An 18,618-nucleotide genomic window follows, 5' to 3' on the forward strand; every position below is an offset into this window, starting at 1 on the left:
CGCGGACCGAATCGGGTGATGTGTCCGGTGTACCTGCGGGCCTCACTGCGAGTGTGCACGGTGTCGTCCTTTCTCGGCTGATCCCGGCAACGGTGACTCGACGAGTCCGATGGCGACGAACGCGTACAGCGAGAGCGCGACCAGTAGGGCTGCCGCAACGGAAACGAGCAGCCACAGACCGGGGTAGTGCTGTACCAGGAACCAGCCCCCGACCGTCGTGGCAACGGTGATCACGACGACGATCGAAATGGACTGCAATGGAAACAGTCTGGGGACGGGCATGCTTCGAGCGATCACGATCCACAGCAGGACGAGGGTGGTTCCGATCGTCGCGACCGTGGACACAGCAGCTCCGTCGTACGACATCCGCGGGATCAATACGAGGTTCAACCCGATGTTCAGGGCCAGACCGACCAACGCAACCACGGGGTAGTGACGTTGCATTCCGGCCGATGCGAGCAGAAATATGCCCAGCATCACCAACGACATCAGCGCTGCGCCGATCACGAGCAGACGGGCAGCGTGAGCACCGTCGACGAATCTGTCGCCGTACAGCAGACCGATCAACGGCTCGGCCGACGGTACGAACGCCGCGACAGCCATCGCGCCGAACAGCGCGAACAGCAGTGCGGCCGAACGTGAGCGAGCTCGGAATGCTGTGGTGTCGTGGGGCCACGATGCGACGAGCAAAGTGCTGATCGGTGCCACCGCCGCCAACACGAAGGTGTCGATCATGTCGGAGAATTTGTAGCCGATGGAATACAGTCCCACGGCCTCGAAGGTGTCGAGGAGGCTGAGCATCAGCATGTCGATCTTGAGCATGGCGATGGTGAGGGCGAAGCCGATCGCCAGCGGCACGGCCTCTCTCAGATACGGCCCCCAGCGGCGCACTTCGATGTGTCTCGACGGTCGTAGCCCCATGGAGCGGTTGCCTATACCGAAACCCTTCGTGACCAGCTTGAACACTTCGTTGACCACTGCTGGAAGAACGAAGATGAGCAGGGTGGGGGCCAGCACTGCCGCCAGCACGGTCAAGGCCAATTGGATTGCCTGGCCGGCACTTTCGGCCACGGCCACCAGCACCAGGCGGTGACGGCTCTGGAAGAGGACGCTCAAGGCGTGGCCCGGTGTGGCGAACACGACGACCAATCCGCCGAGCGCTGTCGCGAGCACCACCTCCGCCGGATACTGCAGTAGGAGAACGTACGCGACGGCCAGCACGTACCCCGCCAACCCGAGGACGGTACGCAGAGCCAGGAACGACGACGCGGTTCGACCGATCTCTTCGGGATCGTCGTCCATCAGTTTCGCCAGCACGACGCGTCCGACTCCCAGATCGGTGACGACGGACATCAAGCCGAGCAATGCGAAGACGAAGCTGAACTGACCCCAGTCGTCCGGTCCGAGGGATCGCGCGATGACGACACTGCCTGCCCATCCCAGGGCTGCGATGATCACTCGGCTGATCAGGACGGCAATCGTGGCCTTGGCCGCAGCTTTTGGATCCGCGGCGACTGCGCGGTAGTCGGGGGGCTGCTCGGTGCCGTCGAGCGCGAGGTCCTCGGCCATCAGACCGCGCCTGCGGCTCGATACGCGTCGGCAGTGAGTTCCGCCGTTCGACGCCAGCTGATCCGGCGTGAAGCTTCGGCCGCAGCACCGACGAGGGCTGCGCGGGCGTCCGTGTCGAATGCGATGGGCCGCATTGCCCGTACCCAGTCGTCCACGTTTTCCGACTTCACCAGAACGGCACCGTCACCCACGACATCGGGTAGGGCTCCGACTGCGCTGGCGACCACGGCACCGCCGCACGCCATCGCCTCGACCGGCGGGAGTCCGTAACCCTCGTACCGAGAGGCGTAGGCGGTCACGGTCGCAGCAGCGTAGAGCGCCGGGAGGTCGGTAACGTCGACGTAGCCGAGACCATGCGAATTGTGCGGGGCGCTCGGACCGGTGGAACCGGCACCGGCCAACACGCACGGTAGTCCGATCTCCTCCGCCGCATCGGCCACGAGTCGAACGTTCTTGCGTGGCTCCACTGTTCCGACCTGCAGGACGAATCGATGCGGCAGAGCGAACTTCTTGCGGACGGCGTCCACCTCGGCGTCGGTGGGAACGGCCGCCCACGCGGCCGGTGCAAGTCCGACGACAGTGGCTTCGCGGCCGCTGACTGCTTCGATCCGATCGGCGGTGAATCGCGATACCGCTATCAACAGATCTGCACGACGCAGCGCATGGCGAACCAGCCGCTGTTCACCCGCCGCCCGAAAACGGCTCGATGCCGACGGCATGTCGATGACGGAAAGATCGTGCACCGTTGCGACGGTGAAGGCTTTCGTGAGCAGTGGGAGATCGACGTCCAGCCCGTGAACCACATCGCACGCTCCGAGAGGGAGTGCTCCGAGTACCGCCCGAGCCGCACCGCTCGAGACGGGCCGCTCGATCGGCCGAACCGAGGGTGGGAGCTCGCTCACCGCGTCGCGCTGCACCGATGCGGCGAGATCGGCGTTCGGCAGGCAGTGCGGTAGCTCGTTCAGTAGTTCGCGAATGTAGGTCTGTACGCCGCTTCCGCCCGGTCGGAGGGCGAGCGCCCCGAAGACGATTCGTGTTGCGCTGCTGCGCATCCCACCACTCCTAACAAGAGCCAGAAATAGACATCGATCGGAAAGATCTCGAAGTACGTCGAGACGAGACTGGCGAACATGGCTGCGACGATCGAGGCACCGACTCCCAGCGCCAGTGCGCCGTCCCCGCCGGGCAGTGTCCGCGACAGGCGCGTGCACCACAGCAGCGACGTGACGAGCAAGGCGACCACGACCCACAGACCGATGGGGCCTAGTTCGAGCAGCGCCTTCACGTAGTAGTTGTCCGGCTGATAGTTGGTCGACAGACCGGATTGCGTGAACGCCGTGCCCTCGGCAGTGGAAATACGGTCTGCCGCAGAACCACTCGATCCCAGTCCTGTTCCGAACGGATGAACGAGAATGCTCGCGATGATGTTGGCCCAGCCGTCTCCACGCTGGCCGAGGCTGCTCGACGAGAAGAAGACCGACGTTATCTTGGGTACGAAGGGAACCGTGACCGCCACGGCCAGTGCCGCCAGGGCAAGAGGCGCAGCGAGGTAGCGGAAACGCACAGCGATCAAGTAGATGGCCCCGACCGCGAGCCCGAGAATTGCTCCTCGCACGATCGAACTGGACATGGCGACCACCATCATCGGAGTCGCCCAGAGAAACAGCATGTTTCGGCGTCGGTGCGGATCGGCCAACGCAACGGCTCCGCCCACGAGCAAGGCCAGCATCACGTACAGCCCGAACGGGAACGGCAGGTTGAACGTGCTGAACGTTCGGAGCAGGCCGCCCGAGGTTCGCACTTGCGTGCCGTACTCGTACCCGAGCGACACCAGCGCAGCCGGTCCGGCCACAAGTTGTGCGATGCCCACCGCCGAGGTGAACACACCCATACCCATCAGGATGGAGACGAGGTGATCGCGATCCTTCGCGTCGAACGGTGCGAACCACATCACGACAACCAGCAGAACGTAGAAGAACGTCACCTTGATACCGAATATGCCGACGATGCCGAACGTGGCGAACGCGGAGATGCTGCCGAGTACGACGAACAGGGCCGCCGCCGGCCACCACGGCATGAACACTCGAGGGGTCGAGCCACGGACGTGTCGCGGTCGGCGCAACCACGCACACAGAACCGTGAAGACGACAAGACCTTCCTTCCAACCGGACACCACGCCGGGCAGGGGAACGAGAACCAGAAGGCCGTGCAGTGGAACGAATGCGGCGAGCAACAGTATTCCGCGCTGGGGTCGCCGGTAGATCGTCACAGCCACTGCACAACCGAGCGCAACGACCACCACCGCGCCGAAACCCATGGCGACGTACGTGATCACGGGGTGACCCGAACGTAGCCGTATTCGGCGTAGACCACGATCAGTCCTCGGCGCGTTTCAGAACGGCCAGCACTGTGAGGAACAGGATCTTGATATCGAGCCAGACGGACCAGTTCTCGATGTAGTAGTTGTCCCACTCCGCGCGGTCCGCAATGGAGGTCTGGCCGCGAAGGCCGTGAACCTGAGCCCATCCCGTCACACCGGCCTTGACTCGGTGGCGTTCGCCGTATCGACGGATCTGCATCTCGAACAGGTCCACGTACTCGGGTCGTTCCGGCCGAGGGCCGACCAGACTCATGTCACCGCGAATGACATTGATCAGCTGGGGAAGTTCGTCCAACGAGGTCTGTCGCATGATCTTTCCGATACGGGTGCGCCGATCGACTCCCTCGACGCCACCGGGCGCGTCCCCGGCCTTTCTCTCGAACGCGGCATCCGATGCGCGCGGGGGCCGCATGGAGCGAAACTTCAGGCAATCGAAGGGCAATCCGTCCCGCCCGATCCGCTCCTGCGCGAAGAAGATCGGGCCGGGGGAGCTCAGGCGCACGAGCAGCATCAGCGTCAGGAAGACGGGGGAGAGCAGCAGGAGACCGAATGCCGTCAGGACTCGATCGAGAACACCTTTGAGGGCGAACTGCCACCCCTTGGGGTTCACGTGCGGCAGCACCATCAACGGCAGGCCGCCGATGTGCTCGACTCGAGTGTTGACACCGACGGCGTCGTACAACCTGGGCACCACCCACACCCGCATACCGAGCCGATGCGCAGTTCTGATCGCTCCGACCAGGACTCGGTCTTCTGTCGGAGCGAATGCAACGATCAGTTCTTCCGCACCCGTCCTACGCGCAACTGCCTCGAAATCGCCCGGCAGCCCGAGGTGTGGCAGATCGGGTAGCTCGCTCTGCGGCGAGACGTCGGCGATCGGGGCATCGCCGACGTAACCGACCGGAGCAAGACCGTACTCGGGAAATTGTCTTGTGCGAGAGACGAGTTGATGTGCGATCGGGTCGTTGCCGAGCACGATGGCCGGCGCTGCGGATCCGAACTTGGTGCGAAGCAAGCGCTGAACGACGACGCGGATCAGGCGGGCGATCGCAATCGTGAGCGCGCTCAGCAGCCACAGTCGCAACACGACCGCGCTGGGCCGGTAGTCGGTGTCGGCCAGGAACATCACGACCGTCAAAGCGAGCGATGCGAACGCAACAGCCGTTTCGGCCGGCCCGATCTCGTCCAGGAAGTTGCGGCGCAGGCTGCGCCGGTACATCGACTTGCCGGCCATGATTCCGATGAGTAGTGGCAGGAACAGCCATGGGAGCCAGCCGGTGTCGGTGAGGCTGCCCGAATGCCACAGTAGCGCTCCGATCAAAGCGACGGCGCCGGCGAGCACATCCACCGCGACGGTGATCGCGGTGTTGAGCGGATCGACCCGTAGTCGGTCCACGAGTGTGCGGCGGACCGCAGCGGTGTCGGGCTCGACAGACCGCGGGCGAGTGTGCGGTGATTCGAGTGTTTCGGGCACAGCTTCTTCCCGGTGGCTAGTTTCGGATGGGTAAGTCTTTGATATCCCATTGAATGTATACCGCCGAGAAAGAGGTCACCCGGTCGACTTCATGAAAAAAACCCGAGGTCGGTTGTGGGCCGAGAAAAGCTATTAGCAGTTAGGGAAAGCGGCCATTATTCGAAAACTCGCTCGCGAATAATCCAGGCCAAGTCCTGCAGTATCTGAACGTGGCCGGTGGTCCACTGCCGCGGCTGTCGATCCCACACGCAGAGGGTTCCCACAGAATGGCCGCCGTCGTCGACGAGCGGAACTCCGAGGTAGGAAACAAACAGATTGCTCTGGACCGACGGATGATCCTTGAGGGCGTCGTTGAGTCTCGCGTCCTCTACCACCAGCGGCTGGCCTAGATCGATCGCATAACGGCAGATGGACGCTTCGAGAGGAACCTCCTGCGCGCCACCGAGTTCCGACGGAAGTCCGAGTGCGCTCTTGAAGTACTGACGTCTGTCGTCGAGAAGCGAGAATGCGGCCGACGGGGCGTTCAATGCATCGGCGACCATCGCGACGATCCGGTCGTAGCCGGCGTCGGATCCGGTGTCCATCAACCCTGTCCGAGTCACTGCTGCCAACCTCTCGGGGTCGTCGATCGGGGTACCGAATGCCCGCGTCACCTCGACCGGTTCGACGCCCTTCTCCGATGCGGCCTGCAAAGCCCGCAGCAACGCACCCACGTCGGAGTCCTGATCGTCGGACAGTTCGCGAACGAGTCGGTCCACCACTGCGCGCCGAATGAATTCGTCGGTGGAAAGCCCGGATTTCTCCGCTTGCCGGGCGAGTAGCTCGTTCAGACGCGCGTCGAAACCGGGAAAGCCTGTAGTCATTGGGCAAATGGTAGTACAGGCAAAGTTGTCGTACCGATGACTGCCGCGAGAAGATACCTTTCGATTCTCGAACAGACGCCGCCTTTGCCACAATGCGTATGACAATCCATTCGTGAATGGCTGCGCCCCGTTGTTGTTAGCATCTGTCGATGAGAAGGAATTCGACGCGACGAGCGAGTGCAGCACTGTTGGTCGTGCTGTTGGGGTTCGCTGCTGGGTCGGTACCCGCTGCGGCATCTGCTCTGCGGTCCCAGCAGGCCGCAAGTCCATTGTGTAATCGGCAGTCCGATGCAGTTCGGATCGGGGTATCGCCGGGCGCGTCGATCGGCACGCTGTCTCCGGCGGATCTGGATCGGGAACTCATGCTTGCTCGAGACGCCGGGGCCTTCGCAGTTCGTGTCGACATCGATTGGTCTGCAATCGAATCGACTCGGGGCCGCTTCGATTGGAGTCGCACGGACCGAGTTATCGACGCCATTGTGGCCCACGGGATGTGCCCGCACGGCATAATCGCCTACACCCCGAGATGGGCACGAGTGGCGGCTGCCATCAACGATTCGCACTCCCGACCTGCCAATGCCGCCACCTTTGCTGCGTTCGCCAAGACCGTGGCGCAACGGTACTCGAGCCGAATCGGCATCTGGGAGGTGTGGAACGAGCCGAACATCGTGACGTTCTTCAAGCCGGCCCCCGATGTGACGGCATACTCGGCGCTACTGCGCGCCGGCTATACCGCAATCAAGCAAGTGCAACCCGCATCCACGGTGCTGGCGGGTGGGATGGCACCCTCCGAGGACACCAACGGAAACATCTCCGGTACGTCGTTCCTGTCGCAGATGTACGCGCAGGGGTCGAACAAGTACTTCGACGCCTTCAACGTCCACCCGTACACATGGCCGTATCTACCCAACGACCCCAGCACCGCGTCGTGGAACACCGCCATGAAGATGTGGTCCATGCGAGACACCATGATTGCCGGTGGTGACAGTGCCAAGCAGATCTGGATCACCGAGTTCGGTGCTCCTACCGGAACATCTCCGAACAGCGTCAGTGAGCAGGTGCAATCGGACAGCATCGGGATCGTGCTCGATGCTGTCCTCGGTAACGACTGGCTCGGACCTGCCTACGTCTACAGCCTCCGCGACGCCGGTTCCAACACCGCCGACACCGAACAGAACTTCGGATTGGTGCACAGAGACTGGACGCCCAAGATCGCCTACGGACGCGTCGACGCCTATGCCGCGGAGCACTCCGGTCGGTGATCGACCGATTGCCCTGGCGTGGGCTACTGTCTGCCCATGAAGTCGCAGCCGGGGGGCTCGTTCCCTGATCGTGTAGAGGTCACGTTCGATTCGCACGGGGATTCCTGCGCGGCATGGCTCTATCTTCCGAACGACACACACCCGGCTCCGGTGATCGTCATGGCGCACGGTCTCGGCGGGACCAGGGAGATGCGACTCGATGCCTATGCCGAGCGGTTCCGTGCCGCTGGGTACGCCTGCCTGGTGTTCGACTATCGCTATTTCGGGGCCAGCGGCGGCGAGCCGCGTCAGCTGCTCGATATCGAGTCCCAATTGCAGGACTGGGCTTCGGCCATCGCCCATGCGCGTTCGCGTACCGATGTGGACGACGGTCGAATCGTGTTGTGGGGCTCGTCGTTCGGCGGGGGCCACGTCATCGTCGCTGCCGCCCGAGACCAACAGGTCGTGGCCGTCGTGGCGCAGTGCCCGTTCACCGACGGCATTGCGTCGGGGCTGGCGTCGAACACGTGGACCTCGGTGAAGCTGTCCGGCCGGGCCCTGGCAGACCTCGCGGGATCGGTGATCGGGCGCCCGCCACTGATGGTGGCGACGGCTGGGCGACCCGGGACGACCGCGCTGATGACCTCACCCGACAGTTACGACGGCTATCTGGCCCTCGCCCCTGACGCCGACGAATCGTTCCACAATCGGGTAGCGGCCAGAGTTGCGCTGCAGATCGTGCGGCACCGGCCCGGACGTCGAGCCGAGGATGTTCGATGCCCCATTCTGTTCGTCGTCTGCGAGACGGACTCGGTCGCGCCCGCGAAAGCCACCCTGCGGTACGCACGGAAGGCTCCGCTCGGTGAGATCAGGACCTACGACGCCGGTCACTTCGAGATCTATCTGGGAGAGGCGTTCGAGAGGGTGGTGGCAGATCAGCTCGAGTTCCTGACGCGCACCGTGCCACCGCACAGTCAGTAGACGTCCCTCACGTAGCGCTTCTCCGCAGCAAGAGCTTTGACGTAGGCCTCGGCACTGCTGGGAGCGAGCTTTCCGTGTTGGGCCACCACCCCCTTCAGCGCAGCATCGACGTCCTTGGCCATTCGTGAGGCATCGCCGCAGACGTAGAAGTGGGCGCCACGAGCAATCCAGTTCCACAACTCGGCCCCGTGCTCACGCATGCGATCCTGGACGTAGACCTTGTCTTTCTGATCGCGTGAGAAGGCAACGTCCAGGCGGCTGAGCGACCCGTCCCGCATCATCTCCGTCAGTTCGTCGCGGTAGTAGAAATCGGTATCCGCATGTTGCTCACCGAAGAACAGCCAATTCCGGCCGGTGTGCCCCAGAGCCCGACGCTCGTGCAGGAACGCTCTGAACGGGGCGACGCCCGTGCCGGGGCCGACCATGATCATCGGGGTGGTGGGGTCGTCCGGTGGCTTGAAGTGCGAGGACTTCTGCACGAAGATCCCCACCTCGTCGTTCGCCGCGTGGTCGGCCAGATACGTCGAGCACACGCCGCGCCGCGGAACTCCGTGCACGTTGTACCGCACCGCCGACACGGTCACCTGTACCTCGTTGGGATTCTCCTTCGGACTCGAGGAAATCGAATACAGGCGCGGCTGCAGCGGTTTGAGAACTCCCAGCCAGTCTTCTGTCGACGCCCTGACCGGATGGGCAGCGAGGACATCGATCGATTGACGACCCCACATCCAATCGAGCAACGCATGTTTGTTGTCGGGATGTAGCATCTCTTCGAGATCGTCGACCGCAGTCCGGCGGTGGATGAATTTCAACAGATCCGGTGTCGCACGGGCGATCTCGAGATGACCGCGCAGTGCGGTGCGCAACGTCATGTCGCCGGATCCGCTGAGGTCGACACTCGTGTCGCCGTCCAGTCCGGTGGCCAGCAACCACTCGTCGACGAAAGCATCGCTGTTGCGCGGCCAGACTCCGAGTGCGTCACCGACCTCGTAGTCGAGTGTTCCGTCGGGTAGATGGAAGCCGAGTTGGCGCACGTCCTTCATCGATCCGCGGGAATTCAGTACTCGGTTGCGTACGAGAGTCGTGACGAGCGGAGACTTCTTGCTGAAGCGCGCCGGGGCGGCATCGCGAGTTGTCTGTTCGACGGGTCGGGTCTTCTCCACCGTCGTCGGCGCGACGGGGCCACCTTTGTTCGATGGGGTGGCGGTGTCATCGTTGCGAAGGCAGACCACCACCGCGTCGAGCCACGATGCGGCCTCGTCTTCGTAATCGGGTTCGCAGTCGACTCGGTCGAGGAGCCGGGTAGCACCCAATTCGGAGAGGCGCTCGTCGATCTTGCGGCCGTGGCCACAGAAGTCGGCGTAGCTCGAGTCGCCGAAAGCGAGTACTGCGTAGCGGATTCCATTCAGACCGGGCACCGACTCGGCGACCAGGCTGTCCCAGAATGTCGCCCCGTTGTCCGGAGCTTCGCCGTCACCGGTGGTACTGCTGACGATCAGCACATCTGCCTCGGCGGGCAGTCGATCGACGGTGAAGGAGTCCATCGAGTGCTCCGCGACGGTCAGCCCTGCTCCCTTCAGATGTGACAGGCAGGTCTGCGAGTATTCCTCGGCAGTCCCGGTCTGCGAGGCCCACAGCAGAAGTAGCGGCCGCCCCGACGAGTCGGGTGAGAGGGCCGCGGCCGTGGTCGGCGCGCCGTCGAAGTCGATTCTGCGCGAAAACAATCCGGCGAGAACTCCGTCGAGCCAGGCGTGAGTCTCGGGGGACAGGGGTGTCTGCGCCGGCAGGGTGGGAGTTCCCGCGGCCGCACGGCCTGCCGCGCTACCCAGGCCCTCCAGCAACCCGGCGATGTAGCTCTGTTCGACCGCGGTGAACGGTGCCGACGGGCGGGCGGGTCGGCCGACCATCTCGGCGAGTGCGTCGATCGGATCCTCGGTACCGTTCTCGACCACAGGCGACGGTGGCTCCACTGCAGCAACTTTGGTGAGTGTGACTGCGCACGCCTTGAACTCGGGTTGCTGGCTGTACGGATCGACCGCATCGTTGGTGACCGCATTGATCGCCAGATTTTCGCCGAACTCGTCGTTCCAGTGAAACGGAGCGAAACAGTTGCCCGGGAGAACTCGATCGGTGACGACTGCCGGGAGTACCGCTCGGCCCCGTCGAGATACGATTTCGACACTGTCGCCCTCGGTGAGACCGAGACGGTCGGCATCGATGGCATGTACCTCGACGAACGGGCCGGGATCGAGCTTGTTCAGCTTGGCGACCTTGCCGGTTTTGGTCATGGTGTGCCACTGATGGGGCAGGCGACCGGTATTGAGAACGAACGGGTAGTCGTCGTCGGGCATCTCGGCCGGTGCCATGCTGGGCCTGGCGAAGAACTGTGCTCGTCCGCTGGGGGTGGGGAAGGACAGTGCGGGAATCGATCCGTCCTCGCAGACGCGTTGTTTCTGGCTGACCCCGTCGTTGAGGTAGCGGATCGGGTTTCTTGTGGTCGTTGCATCGGGCGGGCACGGCCACTGGAGTGGATTCTCGCGCAGGCGCTCATAGGTGACACCGCGGATGTCGTAGCCGGTGTCGGGGTTCGAGAATCGCTTGATCTCCTCGAACACCTCCTCGGCGCTCGAATAGGTGAATGCCTCCGAATATCCCAGCCCGCAGGCCATGTCGGCGATGATCTTCCAGTCCGGCAGAGCCCCGCCCGGTGCCTCGACTGCCGGTTGGAACAGCGTCAGGTTGCGCTCGGAATTGACCATCACGCCCTCGGCTTCCGTCCACAGGGCCGCGGGCAGCATGACATCGGCGTAGCTGTTGGTCTCGGTATCGGCGAATGCATCCTGAGTGATCACCAACTCGGCGCGTTCCAGGCCGTCGATCACTGTCGTTCGGTTGGCCACCGAGGCAACCGGATTGGTGCAGATGATCCAGCAGGCCTTGATGTCCCCTGCGGCGAGCTTGGAGAACATCTCGATGGTTCCGCCGCCGACGTCGGTGCGGAGCGTCCCCTCGGGGATGCTCCATCGATTCTCGACGAATTCACGGTCGGCATCGCTGATCACCGATCGCTGTCCCGGGAGTCCAGGGCCCATGTAGCCCATTTCTCGTCCGCCCATGGCGTTCGGTTGCCCGGTCAAGGAGAAGGGTCCGCTTCCGGTCTTGCAGATGGCACCGGTGGCCAGATGAAGGTTGCACAGTGCGTTGGTGTTCCAGGTTCCGTGCGTCGACTGGTTGAGGCCCATGGTCCAGCAGCTCATCCAGTTGTTCGCATCACCGATCATCGCGGCCGCGGCGCGCAGGTCCTGCTCGTCGAGACCTGTTGCAGCACAGACCTTGTCCAGGGTGTAGTCGGCGAGAAATTCCGGCATCGCGTCCCACCCGTCGGTGAATTTCGTGATGAAGTCGGGGTCGGTGTTGCCGTCCTCGACGATGAGTGCCAGCAACCCGTTGAGTAGGGCCAGGTCCGAGCCCGGCTTCAGTTTCAGATGCAGGTGGGCCTTGTCTGCGGTCGCGGTACGTCGAGGGTCGACGACGATCAGCTTCGCGCCGGCCTTGACTCGGTCCATCATCCGCAGAAACAGAATGGGGTGGCAGTCGGCCATGTTGGAGCCGATGACGAAGAAGACGTCGGCGTGGTCGAAGTCCTCGTAGGATCCGGGCGGGCCGTCGGCACCGAGCGACTGTTTGTATCCGGTTCCTGCGCTTGCCATGCACAGGCGCGAGTTGGATTCGATCTGATTGGTGCCGATGAATCCCTTGGCCAACTTGTTCGACAGGTACTGAGCTTCGATCGACATCTGCCCTGATACGTACAGTGCCACTGCATCGGGACCGTGCTCGTCGATGATGGTGCGGAGCCGCCCGGCGGCGTCGTTGATCGCCACCGCGGTGTCCGTGCTTTCCGCGCTCTCGCCGCGGCGATGCCGAATCTGCGCTTTCTCGAGTCGACCGGGACCGGCCAGCATGTCTGCAGTGGTCGTTCCTTTGGTGCACAGGCGGCCGAAGTTGGCCGGGTGAGACTTGTCGCCGACGGACTTGGTGACTACGGACCTGGTGACTACGGGGCGTGCGTCCGCCGACGTCGAGAGGCCGCCGACCTGGAGCACCATGCCGCATCCCACACCGCAGTACGCGCAGAGTGTCTTCACCGTGGTGACCATGGATTCCACAGTGCCCGCCCCAGGGTGCGCGGCCATTACACGTCAGTTAGCCCGATATGACGTTGTCCTCACCGCGCGGTGCGAGGCTCGGTGATCTCGTGTCGTGAAACGCACCGCATGGGGTGAGGAGGTAACACGAACTTTGCGCCTCGCGATTGGTACTCGAACGTTATTCATCGAACGGGCTGTCGAGTGGAATGTGAAGATTCTCCGCTGGCACAATCGTGCGAGTCGGGCTCGAAGTGGGAAGTGGTGTGGTTGATGAGGGTGAATCGCGGATTCGTACTCGCCGCGGTGGGAGTAGTCGCTTCGGTGGCGGTCCTGTCGGGATGCAGTTCTGCGTCGGACATTTCCGAGCCCTCGGTTCCCATCGACTCCAATCCGATGACCGAGCTGATGAAGCCGAAGTTGACGTCGAGTGTCCTCGACGGAGCGGTCGGATTCTCGCCGGCCGACCCGGTGACCGTCTCGGTGTCCGACGGCAAATTGTCCTCGGTGACGATGCTCAATCCGGCGGGAGAGCCGGTGTCGGGGGCAATCGCGCCCGACGGGTTGTCGTGGACCAACACCGAGCCGCTCGGCTACGACCGCGAGTATCGCGTGCAGGCCGACGCGTACGGACTCGGGGGAGCGTCGAGCACGATCACCAGCTTCACCACCAGCCAGCCCGGCAATTTCACCAAGCCGTACGTTCTGCCGAATCCCGGTGACATCGTGGGTATCGGGCAGCCCGTCGCGGTCCAGTTCGACGAAGCGATCACCGACAAGCTCGCTGCACAGAACGCCATCACGGTGACCACGACGCCTGCCGTCGAAGGCGCGTTCTACTGGGTCAACAACAAAGAGGTTCGCTGGCGACCACAGAATTACTGGGCACCGGGCACCAAGGTCGACGTGGCGGTGAACGTGTACGGGCGCGACCTCGGTGACGACATCTACGGTCAGGAGAACGCGACGACGTCGTTCACGATCGGTGATGCCGTCATCGCCACCGCCGACGACAACACCAAGCAGGTGACGTTCAACGTCAACGGCCAGGACGTCATCACCATGCCGACGTCGATGGGCAAGGACAGTACCCCGACCGACAACGGCGTCTACATCATCGGTGACCGTTTCGAGCATCTCGTGATGGATTCTTCGACGTACGGGGTGCCGGTGAACTCGTCCACCGGATACCGAACGCCCGTCGATTGGGCGACGCGAATGTCCTACAGCGGCATCTTCTTCCACTCCGCACCGTGGTCGGTGGGGCAACAGGGGTACTCGAACGCCTCGCACGGTTGCCTGAATCTGAGCCCGACCAATGCCAAGTGGGTCTACGACAACACCAAGCGCGGCGACATCGTCGTCGTGAAGAACACCCTCGGTGGAACGCTGTCGGGTACCGACGGCCTCGGTGATTGGAACATCCCGTGGGACGAGTGGAAAGCGGGCAACGCCACCACGGTCTGATCGGTTTCGATCGGGTGGATCAGCTTCGATCGCGGGTCTGATAGAGCGAAGGATCGATGCCGAGTGTCTTCAGGTACGCCACCGGTTCGATGCTCGAGCCGTTGTTGCGTACCTCGAAGTGCAGATGCGGTCCGGTCGAATTGCCGGTGCTGCCGACTGCGCCGAGTACGTCTCCCGGTGCCACCTCGTCGCCGACCGACACCGCGAGGCTGGACTGATGGCCGTAGTAGGTCTCGGTATTACCGCTCTTGACCCGAACGAGCTTGCCGTAGCCGTCGCCCGCGTCGCCGGCCTGAACGACGGTTCCGCCGGTCACCGCATGGATAGGGGTCCCGCTGTCGGCGGCCAGGTCCACGCCCTGGTGGTATTGCGCGCCGTTGCCGGTCGGGTTGTTGCGTCCGCCGTAGCCGGAGGTGATGCGGTATTTGCCTGCATCGATCGGCAGCACGGCGCCGCCGAGACCGACGGTCGGCGGTGCGGTCGGTAGTTCGATCTCGGGAACATCGACAGTGCTCGGAGCGTCCGGCGAATCCGGTACCGACAGCACGTCGCCGTCGAGAACGATCGCCGCGACCTGGTTGATGAGAACACCGGTGGCGTCGAGCACCGCGGCGAGTATCGCGGCCCGCTGTTGGGCATCGGGCTGGGGAATCGGGATCTGAGGTAGTTCGATCGTGGGTTGAGCGGTGGCCACCGCTGGGCTGAGCAAGCCGGTTGTGCCGATGCACAGTGCTGCCGACAAGATCGAACCCGCTATGACTCTGTGCATTCTGCGACCCACGAAAAGCCTCCTCGTCTGCGTCCTCCGCGCACCGTCGGATGGGTGCGCGGAGGACGTAAGAACACGTTCGGTGACGCTTCGGGGCACGCTGAACTCACGTAGCAAAAACACATGAATCACATTGGTACTTTTCTTCCCCAAAAGTGCCATTAGTAACCGTACGTCACATCAACCCCACAGGAAACCTGAAAGTTGAATTACAACAACGTAATTCGAGGTCAGGGTGGGTGCGTCGGCACCTCCGGCCGGTCTGAGGCGGGTGAAATGAACGCACGAAAAAGGCCGGTCTCACGAGGAGACCGGCCTTCTTCGTATGGGGTGAGCGACGGGACTCGAACCCGCGACATCCAGGATCACAACCTGGTGCTCTACCAGCTGAACTACGCCCACCATTGCACGCGTCCGCAGAACCTTTTGGGGCTCTCCATCAGCAGCGTCGACAATACTAGCGGGTTGAATCCGCGGTTGCTAATCCGCCCCCGATTGCGTGTCGAGATCCTGAACAACGGCACTAATGTCGCTGGTAGACGGCCCAGGCGCAGCCACGAAGGCCGTCCGGCGGTAGTACTGCAGTTCTTTGATCGACTCCTTGATGTCCGCCAGGGCGCGATGTGCAAGGCCCTTGGCCGGCTGTCCGTAATAGATCCGTGGGTACCACCGTCGGGAAAGTTCCTTGATCGAGCTGACGTCGATCATTCGGTAGTGGAGGTAGGTGTCGAGCGCGGTCATGTCGCGAGAGATGAATCCACGATCGGTCCCGATGGAGTTTCCCGCGAGCGGAACAGTTCCGGCCACCGGGACGTGCTCCTTGATGTACGCCAGTACGCGCTGCTCGGCTTCCTCCAGCGTCACAGTCGATGCGCGCACTTCGTCGGTCAAGCCCGACTTGGCGTGCATGTCGGTGACGACGGCAGGCATGTTCGCCAACGCGTCGTCATCGGCGTGGATGACGATGTCGACACCCTCTCCGAGGATGTTCAGCTCACTGTCGGTCACCAGCGCCGCAATTTCGATCAGCTTGTCCTTGCTCAGGTCCAAGCCGGTCATTTCACAGTCGATCCACACGAGTTTGTCCTGCACGCGCTCCACACTAGTGCGAGCTGTGATGCCACTAGGGTTTGCGGTGGCGATCGAACCAGTTCAGCACCAGCACACGTTCACGGAGGACGCGGACATGACAGTCGACCCGACCCAGCCGGCACCCACACTCAGCCCCGCCGAGAGGGCGAAGGCGGCCAAGGCGGCGGCCGTCGAAGCCGCACGGGTGGCTGCCGAAGCTCTGGCTGCAGCGGACGCCGCCGAGGCCGAGGCGCTTGCCGCGGAACAAGGGTCGACACCGATAGCGAACGGCAAGGCTGCCGAGATTGCCGCCGGTTACGCATCATCAGGTGCGGCACTGGAACTGGGAACCGTGGTTCTCGACGGCGTCACCGATCCGGCGGCTCGCATCCGAATTCCGTTGGCCACGTTGAACAGGCACGGTCTTGTTGCCGGGGCCACCGGAACCGGTAAGACGAAGACGCTGCAGGGGATTGCCGAACAGCTCTCTGCGGCAGGGGTTCCCGTCGTCATGGCCGATGTCAAAGGCGATCTGTCTGGACTGTCCGCGCCGGGCGAGGACAACGAGAAGATTCGGAGCCGCGCTGCGGACACCGGGCTCACGGACTGGGCTCCGGCCGGACACCCGGTGGAGTTTCTTTCTCTCGGCACCGAGGGAATCGGGGTTCCGGTCCGCGCCACCATCACGGCCTTCGGGCCAATTCTGCTCAGCAAAGTGTTGGGCCTGAACAACACTCAGGAATCCACCCTCGGTCTGATCTTCCACTGGGCCGATTCCCAGGGGCTCGCCCTGCTCGACCTCAAGGACCTGCGGTCGGTGATCATGCACCTGACGAGTGACGAGGGAAAGGCAGATCTCAAGGGCATCGGCGGGGTCTCCTCGGCCACCGCAGGAGTGATTCTGCGCGCGCTGGTCAACCTGGAGGCAGACGGCGGAGACACTTTCTTCGGTGAGCCGGAACTCGAGACCGAGGACCTGCTTCGCGTCGGACCGGACGGCCGAGGGGTCATCACTTTGTTCGAGCTCGGGGCGCAGGCTTCGCGGCCGGTGATGTTCTCCACGTTCTTGATGTGGGTGCTCGCCGACCTGTTTCAGACGCTTCCCGAAGTCGGTGACATCGACAAGCCCAAGCTGGTCTTCATCTTCGACGAGGCACACCTGCTGTTTGCCGATGCGTCCAAGGCGTTTCTGCAGCAGGTGGAACAGACCGTCAAGCTCATTCGCTCGAAGGGCGTCGGCGTCTTCTTCTGCACGCAGCTGCCAACCGACGTTCCCAACGACGTGCTCTCACAACTGGGCGCACGTATTCAGCACGCTCTGCGCGCCTTCACGCCCGATGATCAGAAGGCGTTGAACAAGACGGTGCGCACGTACCCCAAGACCGACGCGTACGACCTCGAAAAGGCGCTGACGTCGTTGGGGACCGGCGAAGCAATCGTGACGGTGCTCTCGGAGAAAGGCGCGCCGACACCGGTGGCGTGGACGAAGATTCGTCCGCCCCGCTCACTGATGGACACCATCGGCAACGACGCCATTGCGGCGGCCGTGTCGTCGAGCACCCTGTCCGCGAAGTACCGTGAAACGATCGATCGCGAGTCGGCCTACGAGCGGATGAACGCGCGCGTGGCGAACGTGCCCGCTCCGACCGAGAAGTTCGACATCCCGCCGCTGCCTGCCGATCTGCCCGATCTGCCCGATCTTCCCCCGAGCGAGCCGGACGGCCCGTCAACTGCCGAGCGCATCATGGGCAACCCGGCGGTCAAGAGCTTCCTGCGATCGGCTGCTTCGGCGGCCGGGCGGGAAATCTCGCGCAGCATCTTCGGAACCGGACGCCGGCGCCGGCGCTAGCTGCCGAGCTTCTTGTAGAAACTGCCGATGATCGGTGCGGAGATGCTGCGTGGGCTGTACTGCCCGGCGACCGACATACCCTTGCTCAGCAGGCCCGGGACGACGCGCATCTTGTTCTTCGCGAGCCCGTCGAGGGACAGCTTCGCGGTGTAGGCGCTGTCGATCCACAGGAAGTCGGGAACCATCTTGTCCACGATCGAGGCGTCGGCCGGGTCGGGTGTCTCGGTGCGGACCGGGCCCGGAGCGAGCAGGGTGACGTTGACGCCGGTGCCCGCGAGCTCGCCGCGCAGCGACTCCGAGAAGGTGTTGACGAAGGCTTTCGTCGCCGCGTAGGTCGCGTTGTTGGGGATGGCCATGTTGCCCGCCGCCGATCCGGTGATGAGGATTCCGCCTGCTCCGCGACCGATCATGCCGGGCATGACCGCCAACGTGAGGTCGTGCACGGCAACGGCATTGAGCTCCACCTGATCGCGCTCGTACGCCGGGTCCAGACCGGCCACCGGCCCGAACGTCGCGATGCCCGCGTTGTTGCAGAGGATGGAGATCTCGCGCTCGGACAGCTCGGTGACCAGTGCCTGCCGCTGCTCACGATTCGACAGATCCGACTGACGCACCTCGACGGCAACGCCGTGCTCGGCCGTGAGCTTCGCAGCCAACGCCTCGAGCAGCTCGCCGCGTCGAGCCACCACGATCAGCGAGTGACCACGGGCGGCGAGTTCGGTGGCCAGGGCTTCACCGATACCGGAAGAGGCTCCGGTGACGACGGCGCGGGCATCGGGGTTGGGCTTGGGCAGGCTCACGGTGAG

The 18,618-nt window shown here is 63.4% G+C and carries 13 protein-coding genes and 1 tRNA gene; 4 read left to right on the plus strand and 10 right to left on the minus strand.

Translation table 11 applies throughout. From position 1 onward, the window contains the following. Positions 1 to 42: 42 nt before the first annotated feature. The 5 genes from ACQR3T_RS18760 to ACQR3T_RS18780 all read right to left on the minus strand — a co-directional run bounded on the left by ACQR3T_RS18760 (position 43) and on the right by ACQR3T_RS18780 (position 6,286). Positions 43 to 1,569 (minus strand): flippase, encoded by a 1,527-nt coding sequence (locus tag ACQR3T_RS18760; protein WP_428694481.1) that lies wholly within the window; start codon positions 1,567 to 1,569, stop codon positions 43 to 45. After that, positions 1,569 to 2,621 carry a glycosyltransferase family 4 protein gene (locus ACQR3T_RS18765; RefSeq protein WP_032379258.1) on the minus strand — a complete coding sequence of 351 codons (1,053 nt, stop codon included), beginning with the start codon at positions 2,619 to 2,621 and terminating at the stop codon, positions 1,569 to 1,571. Before ACQR3T_RS18765 ends, ACQR3T_RS18760 begins: the two co-directional genes overlap by 1 nt. Beyond that, positions 2,531 to 3,904 carry an O-antigen ligase family protein gene (locus ACQR3T_RS18770; protein ID WP_428694482.1) on the minus strand — a complete coding sequence of 458 codons (1,374 nt, stop codon included), beginning with the start codon at positions 3,902 to 3,904 and terminating at the stop codon, positions 2,531 to 2,533. The genes ACQR3T_RS18765 and ACQR3T_RS18770 overlap by 91 nt, the downstream gene beginning before the upstream one ends. Positions 3,905 to 3,944: 40 nt before the next feature. Beyond that, positions 3,945 to 5,423: a sugar transferase gene (locus ACQR3T_RS18775; protein WP_032402352.1), complete on the minus strand. Its 1,479-nt coding sequence runs from the start codon at positions 5,421 to 5,423 to the stop codon at positions 3,945 to 3,947. Between the two features lie 155 nt (positions 5,424 to 5,578). Then, positions 5,579 to 6,286: a GAF domain-containing protein gene (locus ACQR3T_RS18780; RefSeq protein WP_037177218.1), complete on the minus strand. Its 708-nt coding sequence runs from the start codon at positions 6,284 to 6,286 to the stop codon at positions 5,579 to 5,581. Between the two features lie 149 nt (positions 6,287 to 6,435). On the opposite strand from ACQR3T_RS18780, the gene ACQR3T_RS18785 reads away from it, so the two are divergent. Beyond that, on the plus strand, positions 6,436 to 7,548 hold the full coding sequence (locus tag ACQR3T_RS18785; protein ID WP_428694483.1) for an endo-1,4-beta-xylanase: 1,113 nt from the start codon (positions 6,436 to 6,438) through the stop codon (positions 7,546 to 7,548). A gap of 36 nt (positions 7,549 to 7,584) precedes the next feature. Continuing rightward, complete coding sequence (locus ACQR3T_RS18790; RefSeq protein ID WP_428694484.1) at positions 7,585 to 8,508, plus strand: alpha/beta hydrolase; 924 nt, start codon at positions 7,585 to 7,587, stop codon at positions 8,506 to 8,508. Here ACQR3T_RS18790 and ACQR3T_RS18795 read toward each other — a convergent pair. Then, complete coding sequence (locus tag ACQR3T_RS18795; protein WP_428694485.1) at positions 8,502 to 12,668, minus strand: molybdopterin-dependent oxidoreductase; 4,167 nt, start codon at positions 12,666 to 12,668, stop codon at positions 8,502 to 8,504. The genes ACQR3T_RS18790 and ACQR3T_RS18795 overlap by 7 nt on opposite strands. 261 nt (positions 12,669 to 12,929) lie before the next feature. Between ACQR3T_RS18795 and ACQR3T_RS18800 the strand changes: the two genes are divergently transcribed. Continuing rightward, on the plus strand, positions 12,930 to 14,123 hold the full coding sequence (locus tag ACQR3T_RS18800; RefSeq protein WP_428694486.1) for a L,D-transpeptidase: 1,194 nt from the start codon (positions 12,930 to 12,932) through the stop codon (positions 14,121 to 14,123). Between the two features lie 19 nt (positions 14,124 to 14,142). Here ACQR3T_RS18800 and ACQR3T_RS18805 read toward each other — a convergent pair whose 3' ends face one another. The 3 genes from ACQR3T_RS18805 to orn all read right to left on the minus strand — a co-directional run bounded on the left by ACQR3T_RS18805 (position 14,143) and on the right by orn (position 15,984). Continuing rightward, entirely contained in the window at positions 14,143 to 14,904 is a 762-nt protein-coding gene (locus ACQR3T_RS18805; RefSeq protein ID WP_037177223.1) for a M23 family metallopeptidase, read from the minus strand. 314 nt (positions 14,905 to 15,218) lie between these two features. Beyond that, a tRNA-His gene (locus ACQR3T_RS18810) sits at positions 15,219 to 15,294 on the minus strand. A 78-nt stretch (positions 15,295 to 15,372) separates the two neighbouring features. Then, complete coding sequence (orn, locus tag ACQR3T_RS18815) at positions 15,373 to 15,984, minus strand: oligoribonuclease (RefSeq protein WP_428694487.1); 612 nt, start codon at positions 15,982 to 15,984, stop codon at positions 15,373 to 15,375. 94 nt (positions 15,985 to 16,078) lie between these two features. Between orn and ACQR3T_RS18820 the strand changes: the two genes are divergently transcribed. Further along, a complete protein-coding gene (locus tag ACQR3T_RS18820) occupies positions 16,079 to 17,812 on the plus strand; it encodes a helicase HerA-like domain-containing protein (protein ID WP_428694488.1) in 1,734 nt (577 codons plus the stop codon). On the opposite strand, the gene cmrA is transcribed toward ACQR3T_RS18820, so the two are convergent. After that, the gene (cmrA, locus tag ACQR3T_RS18825; protein ID WP_032379250.1) at positions 17,809 to 18,612 is read right to left on the minus strand and encodes a mycolate reductase; all 804 of its coding nucleotides are present in this window, start codon (positions 18,610 to 18,612) and stop codon (positions 17,809 to 17,811) included. The two genes, ACQR3T_RS18820 and cmrA, sit on opposite strands and share 4 nt — an antisense overlap. Positions 18,613 to 18,618: the final 6 nt, after the last annotated feature.

It is taken from the genome of Rhodococcus sp. IEGM1428, from assembly GCF_050321865.1.
In the GTDB taxonomy this organism is placed as follows: Bacteria; Actinomycetota; Actinomycetes; order Mycobacteriales; family Mycobacteriaceae; genus Rhodococcoides.

What these genes read in the sequence shown, in the direction of transcription:
- ACQR3T_RS18785 (WP_428694483.1), top strand. Translation starts at nt 6,436, where the DNA reads ATGAGAAGGAATTCGACGCGACGAGCGAGTGCAGCACTGTTGGTCGTG.
- ACQR3T_RS18795 (WP_428694485.1), bottom strand. Translation starts at nt 12,668, where the DNA reads ATGGTCACCACGGTGAAGACACTCTGCGCGTACTGCGGTGTGGGATGC.
- ACQR3T_RS18760 (WP_428694481.1), bottom strand. Translation starts at nt 1,569, where the DNA reads ATGGCCGAGGACCTCGCGCTCGACGGCACCGAGCAGCCCCCCGACTAC.
- ACQR3T_RS18780 (WP_037177218.1), bottom strand. Translation starts at nt 6,286, where the DNA reads ATGACTACAGGCTTTCCCGGTTTCGACGCGCGTCTGAACGAGCTACTC.
- ACQR3T_RS18765 (WP_032379258.1), bottom strand. Translation starts at nt 2,621, where the DNA reads ATGCGCAGCAGCGCAACACGAATCGTCTTCGGGGCGCTCGCCCTCCGA.
- ACQR3T_RS18820 (WP_428694488.1), top strand. Translation starts at nt 16,079, where the DNA reads ATGACAGTCGACCCGACCCAGCCGGCACCCACACTCAGCCCCGCCGAG.
- ACQR3T_RS18800 (WP_428694486.1), top strand. Translation starts at nt 12,930, where the DNA reads ATGAGGGTGAATCGCGGATTCGTACTCGCCGCGGTGGGAGTAGTCGCT.
- ACQR3T_RS18790 (WP_428694484.1), top strand. Translation starts at nt 7,585, where the DNA reads ATGAAGTCGCAGCCGGGGGGCTCGTTCCCTGATCGTGTAGAGGTCACG.